Origin of the sequence: Citrobacter sp. Marseille-Q6884 (genome assembly GCF_945906775.1) — a bacterium.
Taxonomy (GTDB): domain Bacteria; phylum Pseudomonadota; class Gammaproteobacteria; order Enterobacterales; family Enterobacteriaceae; genus Citrobacter.
In genome coordinates this window covers 108277-127807 of sequence record NZ_CAMDRE010000002.1, presented here as the reverse complement: position 1 = coordinate 127807, position 19531 = coordinate 108277, and the positions used below count along the sequence as shown (strand labels likewise).

Sequence of the window (19531 nt, the reverse complement as noted above, 5' to 3'; positions counted from 1 at the left end):
GAATTAAACTTCGTAATGAATTACGTGTTCACTCAGAGACTTGGTATTCATTTTTCGTCTTGCGACGTTAAGAATCCGTATCATTGAGTGCCCACACAGATTGTCTGATAAATTGTTAAAGAGCAGTGCCGCTTCGCTTTTTCTCAGCAGCGCGGGGTGTGCATATTACGCTATCCCGCTTCGAAGTCAAGCATTTAATTTCGCTTTTCTTCGTGAGGTTCTTTGTGAAACCCCGCTGGCCCGGCGGCTTGCGTGCCGTTGTGCCGTGTCAGTGGAGGCGCATTATAGGGAGTTATTTCAGGCTGACAAGTTATAAATACAAAAAACTTATCAACCGCTCACTTTCCAGGCAACCCACCTATTTACTGCCTGATTTTGCCTGGTTTTCAAACAAAAACGAGCCCCGCAAGGCTCGTTTTTCATCGTTTTGTGACTTATTGCACTGCCACAATGCGATCGTCATTGACTTCCAGACGAATCGTTTTGCCCGGAATCAGCTCACCAGACAGGATTTGCTGCGCCAATGGGTTTTCAATCTGCTGCTGAATAGCGCGTTTCAATGGGCGCGCCCCGTAGACAGGATCGTAACCATTAGCACTCAGCAATTTGAGCGCCTCGTCAGAAATGTGGATCTCATAACCACGTTCTTCCAGACGTTTGTACAGACGCTGCAACTGGATCTGCGCAATAGACGCGATGTGCTGTTCACCCAACGGATGGAATACAACAACCTCATCGATACGGTTGATGAACTCCGGACGGAAGTTGTGACTCACCACACCCAGAACCAGATCTTTCATGTGGCTGTAATCCAGCTCACCGAAACGTTCCTGAATCAGATCGGAACCCAGGTTCGATGTCATAATGACGACGGTATTGCGGAAATCAACGGTTCTTCCCTGCCCGTCAGTCAGACGGCCATCGTCGAGTACCTGCAGCAAAATGTTGAACACATCAGGATGCGCTTTTTCAACTTCATCCAGCAAAATGACCGAATAAGGACGACGACGAACGGCTTCCGTCAGGTATCCCCCCTCTTCATAGCCGACATATCCCGGAGGCGCACCAACCAGACGAGACACGGAGTGTTTCTCCATAAACTCGGACATATCGATACGCACCATGGCATCGTCACTGTCGAACATAAAGTTTGCCAGCGCTTTGCACAGTTCGGTTTTACCTACCCCGGTAGGTCCAAGGAACAGGAACGAACCAATTGGACGATTCGGGTCAGACAAGCCCGCACGGCTACGACGAATAGCGTTAGAAACAGCCTCGACGGCTTCATTCTGCCCAATCACACGGCTATGCAGTTCTTGTTCCATACGCAGCAGTTTTTCGCGCTCGCCTTCCAGCATGCGCGCAACCGGAATGCCGGTCCAGCGCGCCAGTACCTCGGCAATTTCCGCGTCGGTAACCTTATTACGCAACAGACGCATCGTTTTGCCTTCGGACTGTGTGGCTGCTTCCAGTTGCTTTTCCAGCTCAGGAATTTTGCCGTACTGCAGCTCAGACATTCGCGCCAGGTCGCCAACACGGCGAGCCTGCTCGATAGCGATTTTCGCCTGCTCCAGTTCAGCCTTGATGGTTTGCGTACCGGAGAGTGAGGCTTTCTCCGCTTTCCACTCTTCTTCTAACTCAGAATACTGACGCTCTTTGTCGTCCAACTCTTCGTTGAGCATCTCAAGACGTTTTTTACTTGCCTCATCAGACTCTTTCATTAACGCCTGCTGCTCCAGCTTCAACTGGATGATGCGGCGATCAAGCCGGTCAAGTTCTTCCGGCTTCGAGTCAATCTGCATACGAATGCTGGATGCGGCTTCATCGATCAGGTCGATGGCTTTGTCCGGTAACTGGCGGTCAGCAATGTAACGGTGAGACAGCGTCGCTGCCGCAACAATCGCCGGGTCAGTAATCTGCACGTGGTGGTGCAGCTCATAACGCTCTTTCAAACCACGCAGGATGGCGATGGTATCTTCTACTGAAGGCTCTGCCACGAACACTTTCTGGAAACGACGCTCCAGTGCCGCATCTTTTTCGATGTACTGGCGATATTCATCAAGCGTTGTGGCGCCGACACAGTGTAATTCCCCGCGCGCCAGTGCGGGTTTCAGCATGTTCCCGGCGTCCATTGCGCCATCGGCTTTACCCGCGCCCACCATGGTATGCAGTTCATCGATAAACAGGATGACATTACCTTCCTGTTTCGAAAGATCGTTCAGCACACCTTTTAAACGTTCTTCAAATTCACCGCGATATTTCGCCCCGGCCACCAGCGCGCCCATATCCAGCGCCAGTACGCGACGACCTTTTAAACCTTCCGGTACTTCACCGTTAATGATTCGCTGAGCCAATCCTTCAACGATAGCTGTCTTACCGACACCCGGCTCACCAATCAATACCGGGTTGTTTTTAGTACGGCGTTGCAGCACCTGAATGGTACGGCGGATTTCTTCATCACGGCCAATAACCGGATCGAGCTTGCCCTGTTCGGCACGCTCAGTCAGATCAACGGTATATTTTTTCAAGGCCTGACGTTGGTCTTCAGCCCCCTGGTCATTCACGCTTTCACCTCCACGCATCTGTTCAATTGCCTGAGTGATATTGGCGGTGGTCGCCCCCGCTGATTTTAATAAATCGGTCAGCGTACCGCGCGACTCAAGCGCTGCCAGAACGAACAGTTCTGACGAAATAAAGTTGTCCCCACGCTTTTGCGCCAGCTTGTCGCAAAGGTTCAGAACACGTACCAGCTCCTGAGAAGGCTGCACATCACCGCCGGTACCTTCGACCTGCGGTAAACGGCTCAATGCCTGATCAATAGCCGTGCGTAACTGGCCAGCATTAATGCCAGCGGACGTTAACAAAGGACGAACCGATCCCCCTTCCTGATTCAGCAAGGCGCTCATTAAGTGAAGTGGTTCGATGAATTGGTTGTCGTGCCCCAATGCGAGTGACTGGGCATCGGCAAGAGCAAGCTGGAATTTATTAGTAAGACGATCCAGACGCATAACTCCTCCCATAACAGGTCAAAATTGCTACTGGAGATTAAATGAGGTCATCCCTCAATTATTCAAGGTGAATGACCTGAATTATGTGAAAAGAAAATTACACGTACCGGATCGTCTTGATTCTTTAGGTTATATCAGCCAAATAAAACTTGCCATACGACCCGTGGTATTGTCGCGGCGATAAGAGAAGAAAGTCTCACTTTCGCTGAAGGTGCAACGGTCACCACCGTAAATGTCAGTAACCCCGAGATTGGCCAGACGCTGACGTGCAAGCTGATAGATGTTGGCCAGGTATTTTACACCGCGCGGTGTAAAAGCGCTGTCCGCTTGCGGATCTTTTGCCATGAAGGCTTCGCGGACTTCCGCGCCAACTTCAAACGCGCTCGGGCCAATTGCCGGACCTAACCAGGCAATAATGTTTTCAGGCTTATCGGTAAAGCACGCCACCGTTTCTTCCAGTACGCCTTCACATAACCCGCGCCAGCCCGCATGAGCAGCTGCGACTTCGGTTCCCGCACGATTACAAAAAAGGACGGGCAGACAGTCTGCGGTCATCACCGCACACACAGTACCGGGTGTATTGCTCCAGGACGCATCCGCACGTTTAGACAGGTAAGGTCCACCGCTGAGTTTCAGGACGTCCTTACCGTGCACCTGCTCGAGCCAGACGGGTTTCGACGGTAAGTTGCCCGCAGCAAATAGCCGCTTGCGGTTCTCTTCAACGTGCTCCGGGTTATCGCCACAATGCGCTCCCAGATTCAGAGAATCATAAGGCGGCAGACTCACACCGCCAATACGCGTAGAACTGCAGGCCGCGACGCCTTTCGGCAGGGGCCACTGCGGGACAATTAGCTTACTCATAGCCAGGCAATATCATCCTTATGCTCTTCGAAATCAGCGCGCATAACTTCAATCAACTCAACCATATCTTGCGGAATCGGTGCATGCCATTCCATTTCAATACCGGAGATTGGATGATACAGACGCAGCATCGTTGCGTGCAGAGCCTGGCGATCGAACTTACGCAGTGTAGAAATAAACGCGTCTGAAGCGCCTTTCGGTGGGCGCGGACGGCCGCCGTAGACCTGATCACCCACCAGCGGATGGGTGATATGCGCCATGTGCACGCGGATCTGGTGCGTACGTCCGGTTTCCAGACGCAGCCGCAGACGCGTGTGCACACGGAAGTGTTCCATGATGCGGTAATGCGTCACCGCCGGTTTACCCATTGGGTGCACGGCCATGTGAGTACGTTTGGTCGGATGACGGCTAATCGGCTCCTCAACCGTCCCTCCTGCGGTCATATGACCAATCGCCACTGCTTCATATTCGCGGGTGATTTCACGTAACTGTAACGACTCCACCAGACGCGTTTGCGCTGGCACCGTTTTTGCCACAACCATCAACCCCGTGGTGTCTTTATCCAGACGATGCACAATACCGGCACGAGGAACATCCGCGATTGGCGGGTAGTAATGCAGTAACGCATTCAGAACCGTGCCATCAGGATTACCCGCACCTGGATGCACTACGAGGTCACGAGGCTTGTTGATGACAAGAATATCGTCATCTTCGTATACGATATCCAGCGGGATATCCTGAGCTTCAAAACGTATTTCTTCATCAATTTCAGCATTGATGGAGACACGCTCTCCGCCCAACACTTTTTCTTTCGGTTTATCGCAAAGTTGACCATTTACCAGCACGCGCTGGTCGAGGATCCATTCTTTTATGCGTGAACGCGAATAATCAGGGAACAATTCGGCCAAAGCCTGATCTAAGCGTTGACCGAGCTGATTTTCAAAGACTGTTGCGGTGAGTTCTACTCGTTGTGCCATAAACTGCTTCTTTGTTTAACGTTGGGTTTTACGGCTTTGCCGTTTAATATAGTGTGCTATTGTAGCTGGTCTTAACCGGGAGCAGGAACAGAGAATCTCCCGTAAAACATTTTGAGGAAAGTCAAAACGTCATGACGCGCATGAAATATCTGGTGGCAGCAGCCACGTTGAGCCTGTTTTTGGCGGGTTGCTCTGGTTCAAAGGAAGAGGTGCCCGATAATCCGCCAAATGAAATCTACGCGACTGCTCAGCAAAAGCTGCAGGACGGTAACTGGAAACAGGCAATAACGCAATTGGAAGCGTTGGATAACCGCTATCCATTTGGACCGTATTCTCAGCAGGTGCAATTAGATCTCATCTACGCCTACTACAAAAACGCCGATCTGCCACTTGCTCAGGCTGCCATCGATCGTTTTATTCGTCTGAACCCGACTCATCCTAACATTGATTATGTCATGTATATGCGTGGCCTGACCAATATGGCGTTGGATGACAGCGCACTGCAAGGATTCTTTGGTGTTGATCGCAGCGATCGCGATCCACAGCACGCCCGAGCTGCGTTTAATGACTTTTCCAAACTGGTGCGTGGATATCCAAACAGTCAGTACACGACGGATGCCACCAAGCGTCTGGTATTCCTGAAGAATCGCCTGGCGAAGTATGAGTACTCCGTCGCGGAATACTACACTGCTCGTGGCGCATGGGTTGCTGTCGTGAACCGTGTAGAAGGTATGCTGCGTGACTTCCCGGACACAGAAGCAACGCGTAATGCTCTGCCGTTGATGGAAAACGCCTATCGCCAGATGCAGATGAATGCACAGGCGGAAAAAGTGGCGAAAATTATTGCCGCCAACAACAGCAATACCTGATTGCTATCAGACAGAATGCAAAACGGCAGCCCTCTGGCTGCCGTTTTTTTATCCGTTGACGCCGCAACTGAAGCGGTTTAGCTGCAACGCATCCCATCAAATATGGCCTGCTTTCCGGTATTCCTCAAGTTAAATATCGCCTGTTCCTGCGGTGCCTCACAAAAAGGTTTTCTTGACAAAAAGCGACAGAATAATGTGATTTACATCACACATTTTGACATTAAGAACGGTATGCTGGAATCACCAAGACGGGAAAGACAAGAGGTAAAATTTATGACAATGAACATTACCAGTAAACAAATGGAAATTACTCCGGCAATTCGCCAGCATGTCGCAGACCGTCTCGCCAAACTGGATAAATGGCAAACTCATCTGATTAATCCACATATCATTCTGTCTAAGGAGCCACAGGGTTTCATTGCTGATGCCACCATCAACACACCGAACGGACATCTGGTTGCCAGTGCAAAACACGAAGATATGTACACCGCAATTAACGATTTGATCAACAAGCTGGAACGGCAGCTCAATAAAGTGCAGCACAAAGGCGAAGCCCGTCGTGCAACAACTTCAGTAAAAGACGCCAACTTCGTCGAAGCAGAAGAAGAGTAGTCCCTTACATTGAGTGTATCGCCAACGCGCCTTCGGGCGCGTTTTTTGTTGACAGGGTGAAAACAGTACGGGTACTTTACTGAGGTAGCCAAAGGAAAATTACATGAAACTTGTCCCGTTCTTCTTCGCATTCTTTTTTACCTTCCCCTGAATGGGAGGCGTTTCGTCGTGTGATAAAGAATGCGAAGACGAACAATAAGGCCTCCCACAACGGGGGGCCTTTTTTATTGATAACAAGAAAGGCAACACTATGACATCGGAAAATCCGTTACTGGCGCTGCGCGAAAAGATCAGCACGCTGGATGAAAAATTACTGGCTTTGTTGGCCGAGCGACGTGGGCTGGCCGTCGAAGTGGGTAAAGCTAAGCTGCTTTCTCATCGTCCGGTACGCGATATCGACCGTGAACGCGACCTGCTGGACAGACTGATTCAGTTGGGTAAAACGCATCATCTGGATGCGCACTACATTACCCGACTGTTCCAGCTCATTATCGAAGACTCCGTTCTCACCCAGCAGGCGCTCCTTCAGCAACATCTGAACAAGATCAACCCGCACTCTGCCCGCGTTGCCTTCCTGGGGCCTAAAGGCTCATATTCTCACCTCGCCGCACGTCAGTACGCCGCACGCCATTTTGAGCAATTTATTGAAAGCGGGTGCGCGAAATTTGCCGATATATTTAATCAGGTTGAAACCGGCCAGGCCGACTACGCCGTCGTGCCGATTGAAAATACCAGTTCCGGTGCAATTAACGACGTTTACGACCTGCTGCAACACACCAGTCTTTCTATCGTCGGGGAGATGACCATTACCATCGACCACTGTGTACTGGTGTCAGGAACCACCGATCTGGACAGCATTGAAACGGTATATAGCCATCCCCAGCCCTTCCAGCAGTGCAGCAAATTCCTGAACCGCTATCCACACTGGAAAATTGAGTATACCGAGAGCACCTCAGCTGCAATGGAGAAGGTCGCGCAGGCTAACTCCCCGCGCGTAGCGGCTCTGGGCAGTGAAGCGGGCGGCGTACTGCATGGTTTGCAGGTTCTCGAACATATTGAAGCCAATCAGACGCTAAACATTACCCGCTTTGTAGTGCTTGCCCGTAAGGCAATCAATGTTTCCGACCAGGTTCCGGCGAAAACCACGCTGCTGATGGCCACCGGACAACAGGCAGGCGCATTAGTAGAGGCGCTGCTGGTCCTGCGTAACCATAATCTGATTATGACTAAACTGGAGTCACGCCCGATCCATGGCAACCCATGGGAAGAGATGTTTTATCTTGATATCCAGGCCAACCTGGAATCACCTGAGATGCAAAAAGCATTGAAGGAATTGGGTGAGATTACGCGTTCGATGAAAGTGCTGGGCTGCTACCCCAGTGAGAACGTGGTGCCGGTCGATCCGAGCTGACGTGTGACAATGCCGGAGGGCGTTACGCCATCCGGCATGTGACTTATTGGCGGCTGTCGTTAGCCTGGCGCAACAGCGTACGGCTTTCACTCTGGAAGCGTTTCGCATAATCGCCAAACCAGTGCTCCACCTTACGGAAACTGTCGATAAAGGCCTGTTTGTCCCCCTGCTCCAGTAAACCAATCGCCTCGCCAAAACGTTTGTAATAACGTTTGATCAGCGCAAGGTTACTCTCGGACGACATAATAATGTCGGCATAGAGCTGCGGATCCTGGGCAAACAGACGCCCGACCATCGCCAGTTCAAGACGGTAGATCGGCGAAGAGAGCGCCAGCAACTGTTCCAGTTGAACATTCTCTTCTGCCAGATGCAGCCCGTAAGCGAATGTCGCAAAGTGACGCAGCGCCTGAATAAACGCCATATTCTGGTCGTGCTCAACCGCGCTAATCCGGTGCAGCCTCGCGCCCCAGACCTGAATTTGTTCCAGGAACCATTGATACGCTTCCGGCTGACGTCCGTCACACCACACAACTACCTGCTTTGCCAGGCTGCCGCTGTCCGGGCCAAACATCGGGTGTAACCCAACGACCGGACCGTCGTGCGCCGCCAGCATCGCCTGAAGCGGGCCGTTTTTTACCGAAGCCAGATCGACCAGAATACAGTCGGCAGGTAAACGCGGTAACTTTGCGATGACCTGCTCAGTGACGTGGATCGGTACGCTGACGATCACCATGCCGGCATCAGCAACGATTTCCTGCGCGCGATCCCAATCCTGCTGTTCGAGAATGCGCACCTGATAACCGGACAGCGTGAGCATCTTTTCGAACAACCGTCCCATCTGCCCACCGCCACCGACGATCACTACCGGTCGCAAAGAAGGACAGAGCGTTTTAAAGCCTTTGTCATTCTCACTGGAGTAGGATTCGCGCATAACACGACGCAATACATCTTCAATCAGATCTGGCGGCACCCCGAGCGCTTCGGCTTCCGCGCGACGGGAAGCCAGCATAGATGCCTCCCGCTCCGGCACGTAGATAGGTAACCCAAAGCGGCTTTTCACCTCACCAACTTCGGCAACCAGCTCCAGGCGGCGTGCCAGTAAATCCAGCAGCGCCTTATCCACTTCATCAATTTGATCGCGCAATGCGGTCAATTCAGCAACCATAACCAACCTCTTATGCTACACGCGCCGACAGCTGGCCGTTTAAATCTTTACTAATCTCACGTAGCAATGCATCCGTCATTTCCCAGCTAATGCAGGCGTCTGTTACGGACACGCCGTATTTCATTTCACTGCGTGGCTGCTCGGAAGACTGATTGCCTTCGTGAATATTACTTTCAATCATCAAACCGATGATTGAACGGTTGCCATCTTTGATTTGTGCAACCACTGACTCGGCCACGGCAGGCTGACGACGGTAATCTTTATTGGAGTTACCATGACTGCAATCTACCATCAGTGATGGACGGAGTCCCGCCTGTTCCATCTCTTTTTCGCACTGTGCGACGTCTGCCGGGCTGTAGTTCGGCGCTTTACCGCCGCGAAGAATCACATGTCCATCCGGGTTGCCCTGAGTTTGCAACAGCGCAACCTGCCCTGCCTGGTTAATACCCACAAAACGGTGTGACTGTGCCGCTGCACGCATGGCGTTAATGGCTGTCGCCAGGCTGCCATCAGTGCCGTTTTTGAAGCCAACAGGCATCGACAAACCGGAAGCCATTTCACGGTGCGTCTGCGATTCCGTCGTACGCGCGCCGATCGCTGACCAACTAAACAGATCGCCCAGGTATTGCGGGCTGTTTGGATCTAACGCTTCTGTTGCCAGCGGCAGACCCATATTCACCAGTTCAAGCAGCAGCTGACGCGCAATTTTCAGACCTGCTTCGACATCAAAAGAGCCATCCATGTGAGGATCGTTGATCAACCCTTTCCAGCCAACGGTGGTACGGGGTTTTTCAAAATAGACGCGCATCACCAGATAGAGGCTATCGCTGACCTCTTCGGCAAGGGATTTAAATCGACGAGCGTATTCCAGAGCAGTTTCAGGATCGTGAATTGAGCATGGGCCACACACCACCAGCAGACGCGGATCGCGCCCCGCAATAATGTCAGAAATGGTTTTACGTGATTGGGCAATTTGCGCTTCCTGCGCAAGACTCAACGGGAATTCCGCTTTAAGTTGCTCTGGGGTCATCAGAACCTGTTCGTCTGTAATATGTACGTTGTTCAGCGCGTCTTTTTGCATGATGGTGATCCTGTTTAGCTCGTTTGCGATAGTTATTCCTCAGTGAGGAGGTGATTACGATAACATAACGGGTAAAGATTTCAATCCACAATCCGTAAATTTTAATTTACACAACTAAATTACCAGCCAATTAATCACCCACCAATCGTACACTTAAATTTACACACGCTAGTTTATGGATCCGCTATGCTTTAAAAAAACCAGGGAGACCAGGCAATGAAGCGACTCACCAGTATCGTATTTTTATTTCTTCTTAGCGGATGTCAGATAGATCCCTATACCCATGCCCCCACCTGGACCAGTACCGACTGGTACGATGCAGGCATAGAAGACGCGATTTCGGGCTATGCCGTTAAAGATAATGAAATGCTTGCCGAAAACTACAATGACCCCGACGTGGATCGAGGAGAATATCTTAAGGGTTATGTGGAAGGACAACGAAAAATCTGCCAGCGCGATTTTGTCTATGCGAGGGGACTGGCCGGAAAAACCTTCCCGCTGAGTTGTGATACAGTCGAAAATGTCAGTGAGTTACACAGTGCCTGGCAAAAAGGAGAAAACGAAGGTGTCGGGTCAATAAGACTAAATTAAACAGTAAGTTAGCATAATTATATTATTAAGATTTACCTTAAATCATCAATATTACTCTGCCACGTATAATGACGACCTGGCAAAATAATGTTATTTTATTGCAAACAATTTCGAATGTATTATGACGTATTACAGCGAACGCTGGTAGGTACCTATTCATGAGCTTTTCTTACCGACTCATACTTCTACTGGCGCTGCTACTGACCGGATTACCCTTGTATGCCCAAAGCGTTTCTGAAGAGGCAAAATCTGTACGCTCAATGGTTTCCGGCATCGTCAGTTATACACGCTGGCCTACACTTTCAGGCCCGCCAACACTGTGTATCTTCTCTTCATCACGTTTTTCTAACGTATTACAAGATACCAGCGCTGGAGCATTACCCTATCGCCCCGTCATCATTCATACGGAACAAGAAATTTTAGTTTCGCAGTGTGACGGTTTTTATTTTGGCAAAGAATCCCCTACCTATCAGGTGGAATTAAAGAATAAATATCCGACTAAGGCATTGTTATTAATTGCCGAACAAAATACCGATTGCGTTATTGGCAGCGCCTTTTGCCTCATAATTAATGATGAAGAAGTGAGATTTTCCGTAAATATGGATTCCCTGTCACGCAGTGGTGTAAGGGTCAGTCCTGATGTATTGATGCTTGCGCGGAATACAAAGCATGGATAATGATCTTTCTCCTATAGCACGCCCGACGTTTAAACGAACGTTACGGCGTATCAGCATCGTCAGCGTACTGGTCACCATGACGCTGATCTGGCTGCTGCTGAGTATTTCTTCCGTGCTGGCATTAAAACAATATGCACAAAAGAATCTGGCTCTGACCGCCGCAACCATGAGTCATACGCTTGAAGCAGCGCTGGTCTTTTCGGATGGCCTTGCAGCAACAGAAACGCTGGCTGCGCTGGGGCAACAGGGTCAATTCTCTGTGGCAGAAGTGCGCAATAAAAACCAAAAAGTGATCGCCTCCTGGCGGTATGACGCACAAGATACCACCGACAAACTCAGCGGCCTGATTAGCCACTGGCTCTTCCCGCAGCCAGTGACTCAGCCCATTTTGCATAACGGCAACGCTATCGGAGAAGTGCGCCTGATTGCGCGCGATAGTGTGATCAGCCATTTTATTTATTTGTCGCTGGCCGTCCTTACCGGATGCATTTTGCTGGCATCGGGTATTGCATTAATGCTCACCCGCTATTTACACAATGGCGTCGTGGAAGCGCTGCAGAATATTACCGAAGTAGTGCACGATGTTCGCACCAACCGTAATTTCTCACGGCGAGTCTCTGAAGAACGTATTGAAGAGTTTCATCTGTTCGCACAAGACTTTAATAGTCTGCTGGACGAGATGGAAGAGTGGCAACTCAGGCTGCAGGCGAAGAACGCACAGCTTTTACGTACCGCATTACATGACCCTCTTACCGGTCTTGCGAATCGAGCCGCATTTCGTAGCAGCATCAATGCGTTAATGAATGACAATACAGCCCACAGCAGTTCTGCATTGTTATTCCTTGATGGCGATAATTTTAAATTTATTAATGACACCTGGGGACACGCTGCGGGCGACCGTGTGCTGATCGAAGTTGCCAAAAGGCTGGCTGAATTTGGCGGAAATCGCCATAAACCGTACCGGCTTGGCGGTGATGAATTTGCCATGGTGCTTTACAGCGTTCATTCGGAGTACGAAGTTCAACGCATCTGCGCGGCACTCTCGCAAGAGTTTAACCGACCTTTTGATCTTCACAATGGGCATCTGGCAAGCATGACACTCAGCATCGGTTTTGCGCTGACGTGGGAACATGCCTCTGCTGAAAAACTACAAGAACTTGCCGATCATAATATGTATCAGGCCAAACATTTGCGTTCTGAACGCATACTTCAAAAATAAGGAATTACACACATGCTGAAACGTCTGTTGTCCCCGTTTATCTTGATCATGCTAATTCTGGCAGGCTGTCAGGCTCCACAAGGTAAATTTACCCCAGAACAAATTGCAGCAATGAAATCATACGGATTTACCGAAGCCTCGGGGGACTGGTCTCTGGGTCTGTCAGATACCATCCTGTTTGATAAAAACGACTATAAACTCCGTCCGGACAGTGAAAAACAGATCCAGGAAATGGCGTCTAAACTGGCTGCTACCGGCCTGAACCATGCCCGTCTGGATGGTCATACCGATAACTATGGTGAAGACAGCTACAACGAGGCCTTGTCACTGAAACGGGCTAATGTGGTTGCCGATGCCTGGGCTCAGGGCGCCAATATTCCGCGCACCAATCTGACCACGCAGGGGCTGGGGAAAAAATACCCAATTGCCAGTAACCAGACCTCAAAAGGTCGTGCCGAAAATCGTCGCGTTGCGGTCGTGATCAGCACGCCTTAAGCATTACTCGGCTGACTGCGCCACTATGGTGTGTGAAGTACTGAACCAGCGCAGCCAGTCTATTATCATAAAGAACAAAAGACTGCAGCCCGCCACCGGCATCGCAATGCCCAGAACAATCGCCACAACCAGCACCGTAAATCGTCCTTTCCCATTGAGCGCCAGCCAGCATTGAATCAGTGTTTGTGCCGGATTCACAGCCGAGCGGGTAGGACGACGTATCCACCACAATCGATAGCCGATCACAATCATCAAACAAAGTCCTGTGCCGAAGACCATCAACAGCCACTGATTGAGCAGGCCAAACAGGATCCCCATATGGAAATCGACTCCCCAGCGAGTCAGTTTTGCCATTAACGGAAAGTCAGCAAAGTGAGTCTGGTCAATGACCTGCATCGTGGCGGTATCAATAGACACCGCATCAACCTGGGTTGGCCAACGACGATCAATTTCGGTGACTGTCCAGCCATGCTGCACATCTTTTGCCGGGCGAATCTCCAGTTTTTGGGCATGAATCCCCGCCGCCTGCGCCACGCGTAAGACGGCATCAAACTGACCACCGTCCACAACATTTACCGCAGTCATCGACATTCCGGCGTGATGTTCTGCATGCTCACTCTGCGTTTGCATGACGCCATGGAGTTGCGTATTCACCTGTGGCGTCATCCAGCCAAAATGATGACGCATTTTATCCACATTGCCTCCCGCCCATTGAGACCAGGTCAACCCCGTTGCGGAAAACAACAACATTCCTCCTGACAAAAACCACCCTAGCGTCACATGCAGACGGCGGTTTTTTTGCATCCGATTGTTCAAGCGACGTTTTGGCCGTGTAAAGAACCAAAGCACAATACCCCCCAATGCCGCTATCCACATCCACGATGCCGCCAGTTCGCTATAGAGTCGCCCGACATCCCCCAGCAGCAATGAACGGTGCGCATAATCGATCCACTGACGCAGAGGTAAGATCCCACTGGTGCCATAGACGGTCATATCCCCAGTGACTGCCAGCGTAACCGGATCGATAAAAATCGCCCGGTTTTCCGAAGGTGCCAATGCCGGATCCGCGAACATCACCCGGGTTGTCTCACCCGCCTCAAGTGCAGGCCGTACCGCAGACACACGCAGATGATTACCGGTTATCTGCTGGGCTTTCGCAACTTGAGCCGCCAGCGATTGCGACTCCCCTTGCGTTGTTCCTTTTAGCGCGTGTGCGTAAATCAGCGCTTCCAGCTGAGGTGTCGCCACGTAAAGTGTACCGGTAAGCGCCGCGACAAAAATAAAGGGTCCGACGAACAAACCGATATAAAAATGAAGGCGTCGCAGCAGGGTAATCCATGCCGCGCGCGAAGTGCAGGTTGTCATACTTTTCCTTAGAAAAAGTCAAAGCGTGTCTGAGCGCTTATGCGCACAAACGTATTATGAGAATCAGGAAATAGCAGACTTGCGCGGTGGCGCGCGGGTATCGGGATATAACCAGGCAAAGTAGTGCCAGAATGTTACCGTCGGATGCAACATCCTCTTTTTCTGTCTCAGCAGTACGCCACACAGCAGAAAAATGAGCGCCAGCATCAGTCCTGGTACATGAGCCAACAGTACGCAGTAACCACACGCCTCGCCGTGATCGACTGGCATCGTCATGGGGGCGGGGTTCTTATGATGATCAGCGTGTTCTGTCAGCATACTCATATCATGATGCATGCCCGGCATAGCATTCATGGGATCTTGTTGTAAAGAGACAGAAATCAGAGGCGCAACGACGATCAGCAGGATCGCAAACAACGCGAGCCATGTCGCGCAGCGTTGATTATCTGACTGAGAAAATACATCTGTAGACACTGTCCCTCCGGCAACGAAGAGGCATTGTAAATGATTTATGAACTAATGGTTAACAATGTGGGAGCTGGCAGCATAAAAAAAGGGCCAGCCAATTGGCCAGCCCTTTTTATCAGGATGTCGCCTGAGCGATATCTTAGTTAAGACGCTCTTTGATACGAGCAGACTTACCAGTGCGCTCACGCAGGTAGTACAGTTTAGCTTTACGTACAGCACCACGACGTTTGACAGAAATGCTGTCAACTACCGGAGAGTGAGTCTGGAAGACACGCTCAACGCCTTCGCCGTTGGAAATTTTACGAACAGTGAATGCAGAGTGCAGACCGCGGCTACGAATAGCAATAACCACGCCCTCGAATGCCTGCAGACGTTTTTTGGAACCTTCAACAACCCATACTTTCACTTCCACGGTATCACCCGGACGGAAGGAAGGTACGTCCTGCTTCATCTGTTCTTGTTCAAGTTGCTTAATAATGTTGCTCATAATTTAATCTCTTATCCTGGGTAAACTGATATTGGGGGCTTACGCCTGCCCATCATGTTTATGTTGCTGTTGTGCGTGTTCCTTTTTGAACTCCGCCAGCAACCTTGCTTGCTCTTCAGTCAGAGCCAGGTTTTCCAGAAGTTCAGGTCTTCTAAGCCAGGTCCGGCCCAGCGACTGTTTCAAACGCCAGCGACGTATCTCAGCGTGGTTCCCCGACAGCAAAACTGCCGGTACTTCCATCTGTTCTAACACTTCAGGTCGGGTATAGTGTGGGCAGTCCAGCAACCCGTCAGCAAAGGAATCTTCCGTTGCTGATGCTTCATGACCCAGAACGCCCGGAATAAACCGAGAAACGGAATCAATCAGCGTCATCGCTGCTAACTCTCCACCGCTGAGAACGTAATCGCCGATTGACCATTCTTCATCAATTTCGGTTTGAATCACGCGCTCATCTATTCCCTCATAGCGACCACACACCAGAATCAATTTTTGATTCGTTGCCAGTTCGCTCACGCCCGCTTGATCAAGCTTGCGCCCCTGAGGTGACAGATAAATCACTTTCGCGCCTTCACCTGCCGCGTCTTTTGCTGCATGAATGGCATCCCGCAAAGGTTGCACCATCATTAACATCCCCGGTCCGCCGCCGTAAGGACGATCGTCCACGGTACGGTGCCGGTCGTGCGTGAAGTCACGAGGACTCCAGCTCTGGATGTTCAGCAGGCCATTTTTTACTGCCCGGCCAGTTACCCCGTAATCGGTAATTGCACGAAACATTTCAGGAAACAGGCTAACGATACCTATAAACACAAGCCAATCCCCATAACGCCGACTTTTACCGTTTATCCGGTGGTTTAAAAACCAGGATCCCAATCTACTTCGATAGTACGAGTAGCGAGATCGACTTTCTTGATAACCTGCCCATCGAGGAACGGTACAAGACGTTCCTTGATACCAAACGCATCTTTCAGGTTTGCCTTAATGACGATTACGTCATTCGATCCGGTTTCCATCATATCGACGACTTTACCGAGATCGTAACCTTCAGTGGTCACTACCTGACAGCCCATAAGGTCTTTCCAGTAGTAAGAACCATCTTCCAGCGCAGGCAACTGCGAAGAATCCACGACAATTTCACAATTGGTCAGGAGATTCGCCGCATCACGATCGTCAACGCCTTTCAGCTTGATGATCAGATCCTGATTGTGGTGCTTCCAGCTTTCCAGCTGTACTTGCTGCCACTGACCCGCCTTCTGGATAAACCAGGGCTGATAGTCAAAAATGCTTTCGGCGTCTTCAGTGGAAGAAAACACTCTGAGCCAACCACGGATACCGTATGAAGACCCCATTTTTCCCAAAACAATGGGTTCAACGGGTGCTTGTGCGGCGAGTTGCTTGCTCATCATGACCACCGTGACAGATTAAGCTGCTTTGTTTGCTTCTTTGATCAGCGCAGCAACGCGATCAGAAATAGTCGCGCCCTGGCCAACCCAGTGAGCGATGCGATCCAGATCCAGGCGAGTGCCTTCTTCTTTTTCGCTAGCGATTGGGTTAAAGAAGCCAACGCGCTCGATGAAGCGACCGTTGCGTGCATTACGGCTGTCGGTGACAACAACCTGGTAGAACGGACGCTTTTTAGCGCCGTGACGAGCTAAACGAATAGTTACCATAACATCCTCTTGTGTGAATAAAACACCGGGCCCCATCGAGGGAAGGGACCCGGTGTCATATTAAAAGCCCGAAAATTTTACTGATTTCTGGGAAAAAAGCAATCAACAGTTAATAACTCTGCTGTAGAAGGCCGTCGGCGGCGCAGCGAGATCGGTGCCGGCGTGCGCGCAGCCACCGCAGCGTACACACAGTACGTGAGGATGGCGAGCACACCCCGGTGCCGAAATAGCAAGTGAGCCAGGCCGAGAAATTAGCGGCCAGGGAATCCTGGGGGCATCATCCCCTTCATACTACGCATCATCTTCGCCATCCCGCCCTTCTTCATCTTCTTCATCATGCGTTGCATGTCGTCGAACTGCTTCAGAAGACGGTTAACATCCTGTACCTGCATACCACAACCCAGTGCGATACGGCGCTTACGGGAACCTTTGATGATCTCCGGCTTGGCGCGCTCTTTCATCGTCATCGAGTTGATGATCGCTTCCATACGCACCAGGACTTTATCGTCCATCTGCGATTTTACGTTGTCAGGGATCTGCCCCATGCCCGGCAGCTTGCCCATCAGGCTGGCCATACCGCCCATGTTTTTCATCTGTTTAAGCTGCTCTAAGAAGTCGTTCAGGTCGAAACCGTCGCCCTTCTTCAACTTGCTCGCCAGCTTCTCAGCCTGCGCACGGTCAACCTTGCTCTCGATATCTTCAATCAGCGATAACACATCGCCCATGCCGAGGATACGTGAAGCGATACGGTCCGGGTGGAACGGCTCCAGTGCTTCTGTTTTCTCACCCACACCGAGGAATTTAATCGGCTTACCGGTGATATGGCGAATCGAGAGCGCGGCACCGCCACGGGCATCACCATCGACTTTGGTCAGAACCACACCGGTCAGCGGCAGCGCTTCGTTGAACGCTTTCGCGGTATTTGCGGCATCCTGACCGGTCATGGCATCGACAACAAACAGCGTTTCTACCGGATTGATAGAGGCGTGAACCTGTTTGATCTCGTCCATCATCGCTTCATCGACGTGCAGACGACCGGCGGTATCCACCAGCAGCACATCGTAGAATTTGAGTTTGGCTTCTTTTAGCGCGGCGTTAACGATATCCACCGGCTTCTGTCCGACATCGGACGGGAAGAAGTCCACACCAACCTGTTCGGCCAGCGTTTCCAGCTGTTTGATCGCCGCCGGGCGATAAACGTCGGCAGAGACCACCAGCACTTTCTTCTTGTGCTTCTCGCGCAAGAATTTACCCAGCTTACCGACGCTGGTGGTTTTACCTGCACCCTGCAGACCCGCCATCAGCACCACGGCTGGCGGCTGTGCAGCCAGATTCAGGGTCTGGTTCTCTTCGCCCATTGCCGCAACCAGTTCGTTGCGAACAATCTTGACGAACTCCTGTCCCGGCGTCAGGCTTTTGTTAACTTCATGACCAACCGCTTTCTCTTTTACGCGATTGATAAACTCACGCACTACCGGCAGCGCAACGTCAGCCTCCAGCAGCGCCATGCGCACTTCGCGCAGCGTTTCTTTAACGTTGTCTTCAGTAAGGCGTCCACGGCCACTGATATTGCGCAGCGTGCGCGACAAACGATCGGTTAAATTATCAAACATTGTCTCTCGCCTGGGGTGGAAACGGTCGGTCGCGACAGCGACACATCAACAGAAATTTGTCGCAGTATAACATGAAGCCGCCTTTGTTGTTATGCAACGGTTGGAGCAGCGGTCACGTAACGCTATACTGCCTTTCTTTATCACTGGCTAACTGTCGACACTTATATGCCCGTTTTTGCTTTGTTCGCCCTTGTCGCCTATTCCATCAGCCTCGCGCTGATCGTTCCCGCGTTGCTGCAAAAAAACAGCGGCTGGCGGCGTATGGCTATTCTTTCTGCGGTTATCGCGCTGGTGTGCCACGCTTTCGCCCTGGAAGCACGTATTCTGCCTGGTGGCGAAAGCGGACAAAACCTGAGCCTGCTGAACGTCGGCTCTCTGGTCAGCCTGATGATCTGTACCGTAATGACCATCGTGGCCTCGCGCAATCGCGGCTGGTTATTATTGCCGATTGTTTACGCCTTTGCGTTGATCAACCTGGCCTGCGCCACGTTCATGCCCAACGAGTACATCACGCACCTTGAAGCCACGCCGGGCATGATGATCCACATCGGATTGTCGCTATTATCCTACGCCACCTTAATTATTGCCGCGCTGTATGCCCTGCAGCTGGCGTGGATCGATTATCAGCTCAAAAATAAAAGGCTGGCTTTCAACAATGACATGCCGCCGCTGATGAGCATTGAGCGCAAAATGTTTCACATCACCCAGATAGGCGTGGTTCTATTGACGCTCACTCTGTGTACTGGCCTGTTTTACCTGCACAACCTGTTCAGCACGGAAAATATCGATAAAGCCGTTCTCTCCATTGTGGCGTGGTTTGTCTATATCGTTCTGTTGTGGGGGCATTACCATGAAGGCTGGCGCGGACGTCGTGTCGTGTGGTTTAACGTCGCAGGCGCAGGCATTTTGACACTGGCCTATTTCGGTAGTCGCATACTGCAACAGCTTGTGAGTTAAGTCTTAAG

Annotated in this window: 21 protein-coding genes and 1 other annotated feature; of the genes, 9 read left to right on the top strand and 12 right to left on the bottom strand. The window is 51.0% G+C overall.

The features are described from left to right. Positions 1 to 434: 434 nt before the first annotated feature. The 3 genes from clpB to rluD form a co-directional block, all read right to left on the bottom strand. A complete protein-coding gene (gene clpB, locus N7268_RS15640) occupies positions 435 to 3008 on the bottom strand; it encodes an ATP-dependent chaperone ClpB (protein WP_260863633.1) in 2574 nt (857 codons plus the stop codon). Positions 3009 to 3137: 129 nt separating this feature from the next. Beyond that, positions 3138 to 3869 (bottom strand): purine nucleoside phosphorylase YfiH, encoded by a 732-nt coding sequence (gene yfiH / locus N7268_RS15635; RefSeq protein ID WP_260863632.1) that lies wholly within the window; start codon positions 3867 to 3869, stop codon positions 3138 to 3140. After that, positions 3866 to 4846: a 23S rRNA pseudouridine(1911/1915/1917) synthase RluD gene (gene rluD / locus N7268_RS15630; protein ID WP_260863631.1), complete on the bottom strand. Its 981-nt coding sequence runs from the start codon at positions 4844 to 4846 to the stop codon at positions 3866 to 3868. The genes yfiH and rluD overlap by 4 nt, the downstream gene beginning before the upstream one ends. A gap of 131 nt (positions 4847 to 4977) precedes the next feature. Between rluD and bamD the strand changes: the two genes are divergently transcribed. The 4 genes from bamD to pheA all read left to right on the top strand — a co-directional run bounded on the left by bamD (position 4978) and on the right by pheA (position 7738). Further along, positions 4978 to 5715 (top strand): outer membrane protein assembly factor BamD, encoded by a 738-nt coding sequence (gene bamD / locus N7268_RS15625; RefSeq protein WP_198906347.1) that lies wholly within the window; start codon positions 4978 to 4980, stop codon positions 5713 to 5715. 273 nt (positions 5716 to 5988) lie between these two features. Continuing rightward, a complete protein-coding gene (gene raiA / locus N7268_RS15620) occupies positions 5989 to 6327 on the top strand; it encodes a ribosome-associated translation inhibitor RaiA (RefSeq protein WP_005130418.1) in 339 nt (112 codons plus the stop codon). A 102-nt stretch (positions 6328 to 6429) separates the two neighbouring features. Then, positions 6430 to 6555: a sequence feature (Phe leader region), on the top strand. Next, a complete protein-coding gene (pheL, locus tag N7268_RS15615; RefSeq protein ID WP_100250063.1) occupies positions 6431 to 6478 on the top strand; it encodes a pheA operon leader peptide PheL in 48 nt (15 codons plus the stop codon). It overlaps the preceding feature by 48 nt. A gap of 22 nt (positions 6556 to 6577) precedes the next feature. Then, positions 6578 to 7738 (top strand): bifunctional chorismate mutase/prephenate dehydratase, encoded by a 1161-nt coding sequence (gene pheA / locus N7268_RS15610; RefSeq protein ID WP_260863630.1) that lies wholly within the window; start codon positions 6578 to 6580, stop codon positions 7736 to 7738. A gap of 43 nt (positions 7739 to 7781) precedes the next feature. Here pheA and tyrA read toward each other — a convergent pair whose 3' ends face one another. Both tyrA and aroF read right to left on the bottom strand, forming a co-directional pair. Continuing rightward, complete coding sequence (gene tyrA, locus N7268_RS15605; RefSeq protein ID WP_045446352.1) at positions 7782 to 8903, bottom strand: bifunctional chorismate mutase/prephenate dehydrogenase; 1122 nt, start codon at positions 8901 to 8903, stop codon at positions 7782 to 7784. Between the two features lie 10 nt (positions 8904 to 8913). After that, positions 8914 to 9984 (bottom strand): 3-deoxy-7-phosphoheptulonate synthase, encoded by a 1071-nt coding sequence (aroF, locus tag N7268_RS15600; RefSeq protein ID WP_198906345.1) that lies wholly within the window; start codon positions 9982 to 9984, stop codon positions 8914 to 8916. A 216-nt stretch (positions 9985 to 10200) separates the two neighbouring features. On the opposite strand from aroF, the gene N7268_RS15595 reads away from it, so the two are divergent. The 4 genes from N7268_RS15595 (at position 10201) to N7268_RS15580 (ending at position 12966) form a co-directional block, all read left to right on the top strand. Next, positions 10201 to 10575 carry a DUF2799 domain-containing protein gene (locus tag N7268_RS15595; RefSeq protein ID WP_260863629.1) on the top strand — a complete coding sequence of 125 codons (375 nt, stop codon included), beginning with the start codon at positions 10201 to 10203 and terminating at the stop codon, positions 10573 to 10575. A gap of 158 nt (positions 10576 to 10733) precedes the next feature. Then, a complete protein-coding gene (locus N7268_RS15590) occupies positions 10734 to 11252 on the top strand; it encodes a YfiR family protein (RefSeq protein WP_198906343.1) in 519 nt (172 codons plus the stop codon). Next, complete coding sequence (dgcN, locus tag N7268_RS15585; RefSeq protein WP_260863628.1) at positions 11245 to 12471, top strand: diguanylate cyclase DgcN; 1227 nt, start codon at positions 11245 to 11247, stop codon at positions 12469 to 12471. The genes N7268_RS15590 and dgcN overlap by 8 nt, the downstream gene beginning before the upstream one ends. 12 nt (positions 12472 to 12483) lie before the next feature. Continuing rightward, positions 12484 to 12966: an OmpA family protein gene (locus N7268_RS15580; RefSeq protein WP_260863627.1), complete on the top strand. Its 483-nt coding sequence runs from the start codon at positions 12484 to 12486 to the stop codon at positions 12964 to 12966. A 3-nt stretch (positions 12967 to 12969) separates the two neighbouring features. On the opposite strand, the gene N7268_RS15575 is transcribed toward N7268_RS15580, so the two are convergent. From N7268_RS15575 to ffh, 7 genes are all read right to left on the bottom strand, one after another. Continuing rightward, positions 12970 to 14331, bottom strand: a complete 1362-nt coding sequence (locus tag N7268_RS15575) for a PepSY-associated TM helix domain-containing protein (protein ID WP_260863626.1) — start codon at positions 14329 to 14331, stop codon at positions 12970 to 12972. A gap of 63 nt (positions 14332 to 14394) precedes the next feature. Continuing rightward, complete coding sequence (locus tag N7268_RS15570) at positions 14395 to 14805, bottom strand: DUF2946 domain-containing protein (protein WP_260863625.1); 411 nt, start codon at positions 14803 to 14805, stop codon at positions 14395 to 14397. Positions 14806 to 14938: 133 nt separating this feature from the next. Then, positions 14939 to 15286, bottom strand: coding sequence for a 50S ribosomal protein L19 (rplS, locus tag N7268_RS15565; protein WP_198906340.1), 348 nt, complete (start codon positions 15284 to 15286; stop codon positions 14939 to 14941). A 39-nt stretch (positions 15287 to 15325) separates the two neighbouring features. After that, entirely contained in the window at positions 15326 to 16093 is a 768-nt protein-coding gene (gene trmD / locus N7268_RS15560) for a tRNA (guanosine(37)-N1)-methyltransferase TrmD (protein ID WP_198906339.1), read from the bottom strand. A gap of 44 nt (positions 16094 to 16137) precedes the next feature. Beyond that, positions 16138 to 16686: a ribosome maturation factor RimM gene (gene rimM / locus N7268_RS15555; RefSeq protein ID WP_198906377.1), complete on the bottom strand. Its 549-nt coding sequence runs from the start codon at positions 16684 to 16686 to the stop codon at positions 16138 to 16140. 18 nt (positions 16687 to 16704) lie between these two features. After that, on the bottom strand, positions 16705 to 16953 hold the full coding sequence (rpsP, locus tag N7268_RS15550; RefSeq protein WP_181681441.1) for a 30S ribosomal protein S16: 249 nt from the start codon (positions 16951 to 16953) through the stop codon (positions 16705 to 16707). Positions 16954 to 17204: 251 nt separating this feature from the next. Beyond that, positions 17205 to 18566 (bottom strand): signal recognition particle protein, encoded by a 1362-nt coding sequence (gene ffh, locus N7268_RS15545; RefSeq protein ID WP_198906338.1) that lies wholly within the window; start codon positions 18564 to 18566, stop codon positions 17205 to 17207. Positions 18567 to 18731: 165 nt separating this feature from the next. Between ffh and N7268_RS15540 the strand changes: the two genes are divergently transcribed. Continuing rightward, positions 18732 to 19523, top strand: a complete 792-nt coding sequence (locus tag N7268_RS15540; protein ID WP_260863624.1) for an inner membrane protein YpjD — start codon at positions 18732 to 18734, stop codon at positions 19521 to 19523. Positions 19524 to 19531: the final 8 nt, after the last annotated feature.